The organism is Gordonia effusa NBRC 100432 (assembly GCF_000241305.1).
Classification (GTDB): Bacteria; Actinomycetota; Actinomycetes; order Mycobacteriales; family Mycobacteriaceae; genus Gordonia; species Gordonia effusa.
On sequence record NZ_BAEH01000006.1, the window covers coordinates 1 to 12,989 of the forward strand.

The 12,989-nt window shown below is 63.0% G+C and carries 11 protein-coding genes; 6 read left to right on the forward strand and 5 right to left on the reverse strand.

The genetic code is table 11. The annotated features are described in order from the left end of the window. Window positions 1–725, forward strand: a 725-nt coding sequence (locus tag GOEFS_RS00455; RefSeq protein WP_007315886.1) for an alpha/beta fold hydrolase, incomplete at its 5' end; no start/stop codon positions are given. Between the two features lie 63 nt (window positions 726–788). Next, window positions 789–1,631, forward strand: a complete 843-nt coding sequence (locus GOEFS_RS00460) for a glycoside hydrolase family 25 protein (RefSeq protein WP_040524150.1) — start codon at window positions 789–791, stop codon at window positions 1,629–1,631. Here GOEFS_RS00460 and GOEFS_RS00465 read toward each other — a convergent pair. The 5 genes from GOEFS_RS00465 to GOEFS_RS00485 all read right to left on the reverse strand — a co-directional run bounded on the left by GOEFS_RS00465 (window position 1,543) and on the right by GOEFS_RS00485 (window position 6,342). Further along, a complete protein-coding gene (locus tag GOEFS_RS00465; RefSeq protein WP_007315888.1) occupies window positions 1,543–2,472 on the reverse strand; it encodes a 4-(cytidine 5'-diphospho)-2-C-methyl-D-erythritol kinase in 930 nt (309 codons plus the stop codon). The genes GOEFS_RS00460 and GOEFS_RS00465 overlap by 89 nt on opposite strands. Before the next feature lie 45 nt (window positions 2,473–2,517). Next, window positions 2,518–3,417 carry a 16S rRNA (adenine(1518)-N(6)/adenine(1519)-N(6))-dimethyltransferase RsmA gene (rsmA, locus tag GOEFS_RS00470; RefSeq protein WP_007315889.1) on the reverse strand — a complete coding sequence of 300 codons (900 nt, stop codon included), beginning with the start codon at window positions 3,415–3,417 and terminating at the stop codon, window positions 2,518–2,520. Then, window positions 3,381–4,493: a resuscitation-promoting factor gene (locus tag GOEFS_RS00475; RefSeq protein ID WP_245549739.1), complete on the reverse strand. Its 1,113-nt coding sequence runs from the start codon at window positions 4,491–4,493 to the stop codon at window positions 3,381–3,383. Before GOEFS_RS00475 ends, rsmA begins: the two co-directional genes overlap by 37 nt. Before the next feature lie 96 nt (window positions 4,494–4,589). After that, window positions 4,590–5,432: a TatD family hydrolase gene (locus tag GOEFS_RS00480; protein WP_007315891.1), complete on the reverse strand. Its 843-nt coding sequence runs from the start codon at window positions 5,430–5,432 to the stop codon at window positions 4,590–4,592. A gap of 64 nt (window positions 5,433–5,496) precedes the next feature. Then, window positions 5,497–6,342: a PhzF family phenazine biosynthesis protein gene (locus GOEFS_RS00485; RefSeq protein ID WP_050949716.1), complete on the reverse strand. Its 846-nt coding sequence runs from the start codon at window positions 6,340–6,342 to the stop codon at window positions 5,497–5,499. A gap of 112 nt (window positions 6,343–6,454) precedes the next feature. On the opposite strand from GOEFS_RS00485, the gene GOEFS_RS00490 reads away from it, so the two are divergent. From GOEFS_RS00490 to GOEFS_RS00505, 4 genes are all read left to right on the forward strand, one after another. Continuing rightward, entirely contained in the window at window positions 6,455–7,192 is a 738-nt protein-coding gene (locus GOEFS_RS00490) for an HAD family hydrolase (protein WP_007315893.1), read from the forward strand. Continuing rightward, a complete protein-coding gene (locus tag GOEFS_RS00495; protein ID WP_007315894.1) occupies window positions 7,189–9,546 on the forward strand; it encodes a glycoside hydrolase family 65 protein in 2,358 nt (785 codons plus the stop codon). Before GOEFS_RS00490 ends, GOEFS_RS00495 begins: the two co-directional genes overlap by 4 nt. An 88-nt stretch (window positions 9,547–9,634) precedes the next feature. After that, window positions 9,635–11,200 carry a methionine--tRNA ligase gene (metG, locus tag GOEFS_RS00500; RefSeq protein ID WP_007315895.1) on the forward strand — a complete coding sequence of 522 codons (1,566 nt, stop codon included), beginning with the start codon at window positions 9,635–9,637 and terminating at the stop codon, window positions 11,198–11,200. 389 nt (window positions 11,201–11,589) lie between these two features. Next, window positions 11,590–12,801, forward strand: a complete 1,212-nt coding sequence (locus GOEFS_RS00505) for an aminodeoxychorismate synthase component I (protein ID WP_007315896.1) — start codon at window positions 11,590–11,592, stop codon at window positions 12,799–12,801. Window positions 12,802–12,989 lie beyond the last annotated feature (188 nt).

Below are 12,989 nucleotides of genomic sequence, written 5' to 3' on the forward strand. Positions count from 1 at the left end.
ACCCATTGCCGGTCGTGCTTGTGCATGGCCTGCGAGTCAGCGGAGCGGCCCTACATCGAATCGCGACGGCGATCCCGGACCGCGAAACGCGGTGTCCCGACCTTCCTGGGCACGGCACTCGCAGCGACGAAGTCTTCACCATGGACTCCGCGGTCGACGCGGTACTAGCAGCCATCGATGACGTAGGCGGTCGCGCGATGGTCGCGGGTATGTCGCTCGGTGGCTACGTGGCGATGGCAACCGCCGCGCGCGACTCGAATGCCGTGGCGGCTTTGACGGTGATGTGCGCGACCACCCAGCCGACTCGACTGCTTGCCGCGCCGTTCCGGATATTCGGCGCCGCAACTAGATTTCTCCCCAAGGAAGCGGCGGCAATCAGTAAGTTCCTCACCCGCCTCGCTGTTGGACGCCAGGTGTCGGAAGACATGGAAGCCGGCGGACTCTCGCTGCATTCGATCCGCGACGTGGTGAATGGCCTCGCTGTGTTCGACGCACTCGTCGCAGTTGCCGCGTACCCCGGGCCGATTGAGTTTCTCAATGGCTCGCAGGATCTGTTCCGGCTAAATGAGCGCCGATTCCTGGACGCCGCTCAGGATGCGCGGTTGACCCTCGTCGAGTCGGGCAGCCATCTGTTTCCGTTGATCCAACCGACGCTGGTCGGCGAATTCGTCGAAGCGCAAGCGGCCAGGCTAGAACTCGATTGCGGCCCGGCCACCGGTAGATAAGCGGTGGATAACGAAGGTCGTTCACTTCTGCCACTTTTGTAACTGTTGCGTACTGTCGAGACGGTGAATCGCGAATCCATCCGAAATCGAGCGTTGGTGACACTGGCTGCTACCGCAATCGCGGCGGGGACTCTGAGTACGGCCGCGCCGGCAACCGCCGCGCCGCAGGTCGGACCCGACGTTTCAAGCCATCAGCATCCGGGCTCGACATTCATCAACTGGTTCGCCGTCCGCGCCGCCGGCCAGCAGCTGGCGATGGTCAAAGCAACCGAATCCACTTGGTACGTCAACCCATACTTCGTCCCCGACAGCCTGTCTATGCGGGCCGCCGGTCTGATCCGGGGCACTTACCACTACGCCGATCCGTCGCGATCCGCGACGGCACAGGCACTCTTCTACGCGACGACGGTGCTCGGCCAGAACGGCATCCTCGACCTTCCACCGGTACTCGACCTAGAGGCGACCGGTGGCTTAGGCCCACGCGCGTTGGCCGCGTGGGTTCGGGAGTTCTTCGGGACACTCGAGGCGATTACCCATCGCAAGACGATCATCTATACCTATCCGCACTTCTGGAACACCGCGATGGGCGGCACCCGCGAATTCGGCGACCACCCGTTGTGGATCGCGTCCTACAACGGCAAGGCCGCGCCGGAAATGCCGCGCGGTGGCTGGCGGACTTGGACGTTTTGGCAGTTCACCGATCACGGTCGCCTAGCCGGTGTGCCGACGCGAGTCGACCTCAATCGGTACAACGGTTCGATCGCCGGGCTACGACGTTATGGCAACGCGCTCAACGCTTTTTGGAAGCTGACGCCCACTAAACCACGCGCGCGCCGGGCACCGGCCCGGACGCGATTCGTACCCCCTTGGCCACTCCGGCACCCGACAATTCCGCTGCCACATTGACTGCCGCGGCTTCGTCGGCGCACAAGAAGGCGCACGTGGGGCCAGAACCCGAAACGACGCCGTTCAACGCTCCGGCATCCACGCCGGCCCGCAATGTTCGACGCAACGTCGGCTGAAGCGAGAGGGCAGCCGGCTGTAAATCGTTGTGCAGCAACGTCGCAACACGTGACGGTTCGCCGGCCGCGAGTGCTTGCAGTAGATCGTCGGGTGACGGCGTTTCGTGGTCGGCGTCGTCACTGCGAGTCGCGCGCAGGCGGTCGAGCTCGCCGTAGACGGCCGGCGTCGACAACCCCTCCCGCGCCAGAGCGAGAACCCAGTGAAACTGTCCGCGCGACAGGATCGGGATTAGCCGTTCTCCCCGACCGGTGCCGAGTGCCGTCGCACCGTGCAGCCCGAACGGCACGTCGGAACCAAGTTTCGCGGCGATCGTGTTCAGTGTCTCCCGGTCGACATCGAGATTCCACAGCGCAGCCAGGGCTACGAGCGCACCGGCCGCGTCGGCGCTGCCACCGGCCATTCCGCCCGCGACCGGAATCTGCTTACTGATGGTGATGGCCGCCGCCGGATCACGACCGGCCCAGGCCGCCAACTCGATTGCCGCGCGTGCGGCGAGGTTGGTCGGGTCGTCGGGCACATGGTCCGCTCCCTCACCTGTCGTCGAGACCGTCAGTTCGTCAGCGGTAGTCACACTGATGTCGTCACCGAGTGAAAGTGCCTGGAATACGGTGGTCAGATCGTGATAGCCATCGTCGCGTAACGCCCCGACACCCAGGTGAAGGTTCACCTTCGATGGAGCATGCACGGTAATCGGAGTGGGGACCGCCGAAAGTGATGGGGACACGGGAATACAGCTTAACGCAGGCACCCTTATGCGGGACCAGACGCGTTACGCCGGCTCGACCTGCGCTAGCCGGACGAAATCCTCGATGGACAGACGTTCACCCCGGGTACTCGGCTCGATGTCGGCCGAGCGCAGCCGACGCTCCGCCTCGGGCGCACTGCCCGCCCAGCCAGCCAACGCCGCGCGCAATGTCTTCCGACGCTGCGCGAATGCCGCGTCGATCACGGCGAAGACCCGGCGTCGGAAATCGGCGTCGTCGGGATAGGTGTCGGTGCGCTCGATCCGCACCAGGCCGGACTCGACCTTCGGCTCGGGCCAGAAGACGTTGCGGCCCACCGCACCCGCACGGGAAACCGTCCCGTAGTAGCGAGCCTTCACACTTGGCACACCGTAGACGCGACTTCCCGGCTCGGCCGCCAGCCGATCAGCCACTTCGGCCTGAACCATCACCAAAGCCGTTGTCAGAGTGGGAATTTCAGCCATCAGATGCAACAACACCGGAACCGCCACGTTGTAGGGCAGATTGGCGACGAGCGCCGTCGGGCGGGTCGGCAGGTCTGCCGCTGTCACCTTCAGCGCGTCGGCCAGCACAACAGTGAAGTCAGAGCGCCGACTCGGCGCGAACTCGTCAACGGTGGTTGGCAGTCGCTTAGCTAAAACGGGGTCAATCTCCACTGCGACAACCGATCCCGCGACGGCAAGCAACGCCAACGTCAACGAACCCAACCCCGGTCCGACTTCCAAGACGATGTCGTCAGAGCCGACTCCGGACGCAGAAACTATGCGGCGCACCGTATTTGCGTCGTGCACAAAGTTCTGCCCCAGTGTTTTCGTGGGGCGTACGCCCAATTCGGCTGCGAGAGAACGAATCTGGGCCGGACCGAGCAGTCGAGGTAACCCGTCGGTACTCAGCGCAAACCAAGGCTCGACGAGCAGGCTGGCCATGCGCCCCAACCTTGTGCGGCGAGGGTCTTCTTGGCGATGTCGATCTGCTCCTCGCGTGTGGCCAAGTCGGCTCGCGGCGCATATTTGCCACCACCCCAGCGAAGCCACGTGCCGGCGTCGAACTGAATTCCGCCGTAGAACCCGTTGCCATTGTTGATGGCCCAGTTGCCGGTCGACTCACATTGCGCCAGGGCATCCCAAACCGAACCCGGTGGCACATAGGGAGCGCCGGGCTTGGTTCCAACCCGAACAGTCGCGGCGACCGGTTCGGTGGTCGTCTGCGATTCCAGTTTCTTGCGCTTGACTTCTTTGCCGTTGATCGTGGTGACCTCGTAGGTCACCCGCGCCTGCCCCGGTTTGCCCGGGCTCACGACGACCTTACGATCCTTGATGAGGTTGGGATCCTTCTTCTGGATCTGCGGCGGCGCGACTGCCTCAACTCGAGAGGTCTCCGAGACCCGGATACGCGTGACCCGAATGGCCATATTCGCCTTTACCGGGGTCGATGCGGCTGGCCACACCTTGTCGGTTGGAGCCAACGGCTTACCGGTTGCTTCCAGCACATCGGCGACGGTCTTCGCCGCGACATCCGGACTCCACGTCACCGTGCCGTCGGTCAGCTTGACCTTCTTGGGAAGCGTCACGTCCACGACCGCGCCGTTGGTCGGCAAGGTCGGGAAGTGGCTATCTGTCGCCGAGTCGCCGAGATTGGACTGCGCGAGAAGTTCGGGCACCGTCGAAGCGGTGGTCCGGACGGTTTTGGGCTTGCCATCGACGTCGAGGGTGACCGACTTCATCCGCTTCAACGTCACAACCTGGCCGTTATGCAGTTTCGAGTTGCCGGCCGGGAGAACGAGGTCACCGGTAGCAGGTGCGTATCCCTGCGATCGCAAGACCGAATCCACCGACATCGACATCGTCGAGACGTGTTCGAGGTTGCCATCGACGTTGAGGGTGACGGTCTTGTGCATGGCCACGCCCATCGCGCCGCCTGCCGCGACGGTCAACGCCACAGCGCCGACGGCGAGTCGCGCGCGGTTTGACTGAGAGCTATTGATCTTTGAAACGACAGACACGTTGTGACAACCCTGGTTAGACGACAGTCTTCGGCCGGCCCCCGAATGACACTCAGAGGTTTCGACGGATCACAGTATGGTAACGAACACGCGCAGTTACTGCAAAGGAAGACTGAACGCCCTGCAAGCGTTTTCGCCCAACTGCGCTGCGAGCTCGACATCGTCGACGCCGCGGATGGCGGCCAGCCCGCGCGCGGAAAACGGCAGGCAGTAGGACTGATTTGGCTGGCCACGGTAGGGATGCGGAGTCAAGAATGGCGCATCGGTCTCAACCAGCAACCGATTTTCCGGCACCAACTTCGACGCTTCCGCCAACTCTGAAGCATTGGTAAAGGTCACAGTGCCCGCGAAGCTGAGATAGTAGTCACGCTCGATACATTCGCGTGCAACGTTTCGGTCACCGGAGAAGCAATGCATGATCACGGTCGCCGGGTCCCCTTCGGCGGCCAGAACGTCGAGGAGATCCGCGTCCGCCTCACGATTGTGAATCATCAGCGGCTTGCCAGCCCTCTTCGCAAGGTCGATATGCCAGGCGAAGACATCCTTCTGCACCACCGGGTCGGCACAGTCGTCAGACTTGCCCGGCCAGTAATAGTCGAGCCCGGTTTCGCCGATCGCCACGACCCGTGGGTGCGTAGCCATCTGCTCTAATTCGGCAGCGGTCTCGTCGTTGAGATCATTCGCGTGCGTCGGATGCAATGCGACCGAGGCATACGCCCGCTCGTCCCATTCCGCGGCTGCGACGGCCCAGCGTGCGTCGACCATGTCGTCAGCGACGGTGACCACGGCACGCACACCGACGCGCTCGGCATGGTCGAGGATGCCGCGCACGGATTCGGCATCGCGACCTCCGCACGCGGCGAGGTGCGTATGGGAGTCGACGAGTCCGGGCAGGGGCGTCGGATCTGGTGGCGGCTCACGACGACGACTCTTGCTCACCCGGCCTACTCTGCCAGGCGCCGACGATCCGTCGTTGTCCCGGCCCGGCTAGCGTCCGCCCGACTTAGAACTCGACGAACCCATCGACAACGGTCGTCGACTGGCCACCGATCCAGATGCGGTCACCGTCGTCGTCGACGTAAACGCGTCCCATCCGCTCCAGCACCGTCCCCTGGGCCGCGACATACGACGCCGGCGCACCATGTGCGGCGCGCAGCCACATCGCCAGGCCCGCGTTAAGACTTCCGGTGATCGGGTCTTCGGGAACGCCTTGTCCGGGAGCGAAGGCACGAACTTCGTAGTTCGGTTCTCCCACTGCGGCATTCGGGTATGGTCCCACGACACCCACTTCGTAATCGGCCAATGCCGCCATATCCGGCGCCAGGTCGAGCACGCGCTGCGCCGAATCGAGTAGCAATCCGATCCAGTTGGGTCCATTGGCAACCCAGGCCGCATCGATGATGTCGGTGACACCGATGCCAAGCGCGAGGGCTATCTCGGTCCGCAGCGCCTGGTCAATGGGACCGCTGCGGATGAGCGGCGGTGCGGCGAACGCGAGATGACCAGCTTGGTCACCGTCGATGCGGATATCGATGAGCCCGGCGCCGCATTCCTGCACGATCCCCGGTCCCTTCGGCGTGCCACCGGAGGTGAGCCAGGCGTACGCCGAGCCAAGGGTGGGGTGACCTGCGAATGGCAGCTCGCCGACCGGCGTGAAGATACGTAAGCGGTAGTCGGCGCCGTCAACCGTCGGAGGCAGGACGAATGTCGTCTCCGAAAGATTGGTCCACCGGGCGAACGCGGCCATATCGGAGTCGGACAGTCCGGTCGCGTCGAGCACCACGGCTACCGGATTACCCCGTATCGGGATCGAAGTGAACACATCGACTTGAGCAAATTTACGTCGCATGACCGCCATGCTGGCACGGCTCGGGCCAACCGCGCATACGGTTTTCCACGCACTGAGACACCCCACCAGCCATAGCGCGCCAGATCCATCGAAGACAGGTAGCGTTTGCGCAGTGTTGGGTTTGCCAGATGCGATCAAAGTAGCGCTATTCGATCTCGACGGTGTGTTGACCACCACCGCCGTGTTGCACCGTACTGCCTGGGGAGAAGCGTTCGACGCATTCCTGTCCAAGCGGGCGAGCGGCGCGGAGTCGAGCACGGGCGAGGTTTACCGTCCGTTCACCGAGCAGGACTATCTCGACTATGTCGACGGCCGGCCACGCCTCGACGGTGTGCGTAACTTCTTGGCCTCGCGCAACATCGCCGCCGACGACGCCACTGCCGACGCGATTGGGGAGGGTAAGAACGAGCAGTTTCTCGCTCTGCTGGAACGGGACGGTGTGACGCCATACCCGGGATCGGTGCGCTACCTGCAGGCTGCGGCCGACGCCGGGCTGGGTATCGCGGTGGTCACGTCGTCGAAGAATGGCGAAGCGGTCCTCGATGCCGCCGACTTGTCGAAGTTCGTCCAAGTGCGTGTCGACGGCCTGGAGGTCGCGCGCCGCGGTCTGCCCGGCAAGCCCGCACCCGACTCGTATCTACTCGGCGCCGAGCTGATGGGCGTATCGGCATCGGAGGCAGCGGTTTTCGAAGACGCGTTGTCGGGTATCGAATCGGGCGTCGCCGGAAAGTTCGGCTACGTCGTCGGAATCGACCGTGTCGGCGGTACTCAAGCCGCGTCGATGACCGCCGCAGGTGCCGACGTCGTCGTCACCGATCTCGATCAGCTACTTGAAGGAGGGTCGCGATGACGACACCCGATCATGGTTTCGATATTCACCCCTGGCAGCTGAGTTGGCGTGGCCTCAATGTCGACATGCTGTCGGTGACCGAGTCGTTGTTCGCATTATCCAACGGACACATCGGTTTACGCGGTTCCTTCGAAGAGGGTGAACCGGTCGACATGCCGGGCACCTACATGAACGGCTTCTACGAACTGCGCGGATTGCCTTACGCCGAAAGCGGATACGGCTATCCGGAGTCGGGTCAGACTGTCGTCAACGTAACCGATGGCAAGATCATCCGACTCCTCGTCGAAGACGAGCCGATGGACCTGCGGTACGGCACCACCGTGGAACATGAACGCACACTTGACTTCCGGACCGGCACCCTGCGTCGTGAGACACTGTGGACCTCCCCTACCGGCCGTACCGTTCGAATCAAGTCGGAACGATTGGTCTCGTTCACCAAGCGCACCATCGCCGCGATTCGCTACGAGGTGGAGCCCATCGGCGAGGACATGAAGCTGGTGCTGCAGTCCGACCTGTTGGCCAACGAGCCGGTAGCGCCGCCCGGCAGCGACCCCCGCCTGGCCGCCGCACTCGATGCCCCGCTGGTCTCCGATATGGCCGAGTGTCGCAACTACTGGGGCGTGCTGGTGCATCACACCAAGAAGTCCGGGCTGCATATGGCGGCGGGTATGGACCACGAGATCGAATTCCCCGACCGTGCAGATACTTTCGTTCGCGCCGAAGGCGATCTGGCACGCCTGACCGTTGCCGCGAATGTGCCTCAGGGAACCAAACTGGTCCTGACCAAGTACATGGGGTACGGCTGGTCGGCACGACGCAGCGTGCCTGCCCTTCGCGCCCAGGTCGACGCAGCATTGGCGATGGCCGTCGAAACCGGTTGGGAGGACTTGAAAGCCGACCAGGCCGCGTACCTGGAGGACTTCTGGCATAACGCTGACATCGAGCTCGACGGCGATCCCGAACTGCAACAGGCGATTCGCTTCGCACTGTTCCACGTGCTGCAGGCCGGCGCCCGGGGCCAGTCCCGCGCCATCCCGGCCAAGGGTCTCACCGGTCCCGGCTACGACGGCCACGCGTTCTGGGATACCGAGTCGTTCGTGCTACCGATGCTCACCTATACGGTGCCGGCGTCGGCGGGCGAGGAATTACGTTGGCGCCATTCAACTTTGGATAAGGCACGGCACCGCGCCCAGGAGTTGTCGCAACCCGGTGCCATGTTCCCGTGGCGCTCGATCAACGGCGACGAGTGTTCGGGCTACTGGCCGGCCGGTACCGCTGGCGTCCATGTCAGCGCTGATATCGCCAATGCCACCGCGCGCTACCTGCGTGCCACCGGCGATGAACAGTTCGAAACCGAGTGCGGCGTGGAGCTTTTGGTGGAGACGGCTCGGATGTTCGCCGGCCTCGGCCATCACGACGCCGACGGCGGATTCCGCATCGATGGTGTGACCGGCCCCGATGAGTACACCGCCATTGTCAACAACAACATCTTCACAAATCTTGCCGCACAACAGAATCTGCGTGACGCCGTCGCCGCTGTACGACGTCGGCCCGAGGTCGCGGCCGAGTTGGAAGTGACCGATAATGAAGTGGCGCACTGGGTTTCCTGTGCGGATGCGATGGTAATCCCCTATGACGACAAACTCGGAGTCCATCAACAGTGCGAGTCGTTCACCCATCTGGGCGCCTGGGATTTCGAAGCATCGGTCGGCAAATACCCACTGCTACTTAACTATCCGTATTACGACCTGTACCGCAAGCAGGTCGTCAAGCAGGCCGATTTGGTATTCGCGATGTATACCCGCGGCGATGCCTTCACCCCTGAACAGAAGCTGCGCAACTTCGACTACTACTACCCGCTGACCGTGCGCGACTCGTCGCTGTCAGCGTGCTGTGAAGCAATCGTCGCGGCCGAGGTCGGCTATTTGGACTTGTCCTACGACCTCATGTGCGAGTCGGTATTCACTGATCTCCACGATCTACACAAGAACGTCAGCAGCGGTCTGCATATCGCAGCGCTGGCCGGCGCGTGGATGGATTGTGTGGCGGGCTTCGGCGGCATGCGCGACTTCGGTGGTCAGATCACCTTCGCGCCGAGACTACCCAGCCGGTTGTCGTACCTCTCGTTCCGAATGGTTGTCCGTGACTCGAAGATCGTCGTCGCCATCGATCGAGATAAGGCGACCTACCGCCTGATGGACGGGCCGCCGATCCAGCTCGCGCATCACGGTGAACAATTCATCCTCGATGCAGACGGACCGGTGAACCTCGACATTCCGACCATCGTCACCACCGACCCGCCCAAGGCGCCGGTCGGCTGCGAACCCTATCGGCGAGAGCCAGTAGCCGAATAGGAGCGGCCGGGGGTTGATCGCGAGAAGGAGTTCGAGGCTTCGCCTCCATTCCGATCGGCGATCACTCCCCCGCTACGATAAGACGATCATGTCGAATGCCAACGCCAACGCCGCCTCACACGGTCAGTCCAAGCCGTTTTACCTGACCACCGCGATCGCATACCCCAATGGCGCCCCGCATATCGGACACGCCTACGAATACATTTCGGCGGACGCGTTGGCCCGGTTCAAACGGCTAGACGGATACGACGTCCGGTTCCTGACCGGTACCGACGTGCACGGGCAGAAGATGCAGCAGACAGCCGCGGCCGAGGGCATCGCGACCGCCGACCTCGCCAATCGCAATTCCGATCGCTTTCAGGTATTACAGGAACGGCTCGGCTCCAGTTTCGATCGGTTCATCCGCACTTCCGACGCCGACCATAAGCGCGCATCGGAGGCTATCTGGCAGCGGATGGCCGATGCTGGCGACATCTATCTCGACAACTTCGCCGGTTGGTACGACGTCCGCGACGAAACCTTCTACTCCGAGGCTGACACCACAACCGATGACGCGGGCAATCGCATCGCGTCCGACACCGGCCACGTACTGACCTGGACCGAGGAAGAAACCTACTTCTTTCGGCTGTCGGCATACCAGGATCGGCTCCTGGAACTTTACGAATCCCATCCGGAGTTCATCGGCCCCGACGTTCGGCGCAACGAGGTGGTCAGCTTCGTCAAGGGTGGCCTGACCAACCTGTCGATCTCGCGGACCACATTCGACTGGGGCGTTCCGGTTCCTGGCCACCCCGACCATGTCATGTACGTCTGGGTCGACGCACTCACCAACTATCTCACCGGCGTCGGTTTCCCCGATGACGAAAAGACGTTGAGTCGATACTGGCCAGCCGATCTGCACATCATCGGCAAAGACATCATCCGATTCCATTGCGTCTACTGGCCGGCTTTTCTCATGAGCGCGGGCATCGAATTGCCGAAACGCGTTTTCGCACATGGCTTCTTGTTCAACAAGGGCGAGAAGATGAGTAAATCGATTGGCAATGTCGTCGCGCCGGAAGCGCTCATCGACGAATACGGCCTCGACCCGGTGCGCTACTTCTTCCTCCGCGAGGTGTCCTACGGGCAGGACGGCTCGTATTCCGCTGACGCCATCGTCGCGCGGATTAACGCCGACCTGGCAAATGAATTCGGCAATCTCGCTCAACGCACGTTGTCGATGATCGTCAAATACTTCGACGGCGTCGTGCCCGAGCCGGGCACGTTCACCTCCGACGACACTGACCTTTTAGCGCGTGCGGACGGGCTGCTGGATCAGATGCGCGGTCATTTCGACGACCAGGCAATCCATTTGGGAATCGACGTGCTGTGGTCGACACTCGCGCAGACCAATCGCTATATCTCCGCGCAGGAACCGTGGAAGCTCGCCAAGACGGACCTCGAGCGCACCGGCACCGTGCTCTACGTGTGCGCCGAGGTGGTTCGCATCGTCGCTCTACTGGCGCAGCCCGTGATGCCGACGTCGTGCAGAAAGTTGCTCGACCTGCTAGTAGTCGACCCCGACGAGCGCGACTTCACAGCTACCGCAACACGTTTGGCTCCGGGCACCGCACTGCCCAAACCATCGCCGGTATTCCCCCGCCACGAAGTGTAAGTCGTGCCGCCCCACCCCCGATGGTCGAGCGCGACCACCTCCGATGGTCGAGTGCCGGCGACCCGTGGATGGTCGAGTGCGACCACCTCCGATGGTCGAGTGCCGGCCGACGAGCCCGCGAGTCGGCCGGTGTATCGAGACCCCGCGACCCGAATGACCAACCCACACAACACCTTCCGACACAAACTCACCGGGTCTCGATACACCTCGTCGCTAGCGCTCCTCGGCACTCGACCACCAGGGGACCACCCCCGCTTGTCGAACCCGCCCCACCTCCGATGGTCGAGTGCCGGCCGACAAGCCTGCGAGTCGGCCGGTGTATCGAGACCCCGCGACCCGAATAACCAACCCCGCCAACGCATATCCCGCCTTACGCGCACCGAGCCCAGATGACTGACACCCCGTCGGCACTCCAGCTCCTCACCGCGCTCGACGACCACACTCGCGCGCGCGGGATACCCGGTCCCGCCGCCCTGATCGGTGATTGGGCTGGCAGCGACGCCGTTATCGCACCATCGGTGAGTCTGAGCGCGGGAATGCCGATACCCGACCGCCCGCAACGGTTTTGGTTCGGCTACCACGGTTTCGGCGTACACGCGCAGCGGTCGCCACTGCCCGACGTCGTGGGCGGACTGTCTGACGATGTGCTGCTACTGCGTGACGGCCACTGGCAGTACCGTCACGTCGACGATCGGCCACTTCCTACGTGGCTTGCCCAATGCATCGACACCGCAGCCGATTTCACAACTCCGCCTAACGAAGCGCCCTGGTCGGCATCGTGGACGCCCCCGCAACGGGCGCCGCATGTCGCGGCCATCGCCGAATGTCTCGAGGCGATCCGTGCGGGCGAGATCTATCAGGCGTGCGTGTGTACGCAGTTCGTCGGGCAGTTCGACGGCTCACCCCTCGACTACTTCGTCGACCTCGCATCCGCCACTACCCCGGCCAAAGCTGCTTTCCTGCAAGGTGATTGGGGTGCGGTAACTAGCTTCTCACCGGAATTGTTCCTATCCCGCCGTGGCGCACAGGTGACGTCGAGCCCGATCAAAGGCACCATCGCGGCGTCCGGGAATCCCGAAACTCTGCGCGCGTCGACTAAAGACGTCGCGGAGAACATCATGATCGTCGACCTGGTCCGCAACGATCTAGGACATGTCGCGCAGATCGGCTCAGTCACGGTCGATGATCTGCTCTCGGTCGTCCCCGCCCCCGGGGTGTGGCACCTGGTGTCGACTGTGAGCGCAACCCTCGACGACACCGTAGGCAACGAGAGTCTCCTCGATGCCGCCTTCCCGCCGGCGTCGGTGACCGGCACTCCGAAAATCCGGGCGTGCGAGCTACTCGCCGATTGGGAGCCGCAGGCGCGCGGAGTCTATTGCGGGGCAATAGGTTTCGCCGGCCCCGACCATGAGCTGGACTTGAATGTAGCCATTCGGACAGTCCAAATCTCGCCCGACGGGTCGGCCACTCTGGGAGTGGGCGGCGGGATCACGATCGACTCGAATCCAGAGCGAGAATGGCAGGAATGCCTGGACAAGGCATCGTCGATTGTGGCGTTCGAACGACGCTGCTCACCTGGTCTCGATACACCTCGTCGCTAGCACGGCAGGGCGCCTTACCACCTGATGGTCGAGTGCCGCCCGATGAGCCTGCGAGTCGAGCGGTGTATCGAGACTCTGCAAGACGAAAGACCAAGCCGTACAACACCTTCCGACACAACTCACCGGGTCTCGATACACCTCGTCGCTAACGCTACTCGGCACTCGACCAGCGGCAGGGCACCTCGGCA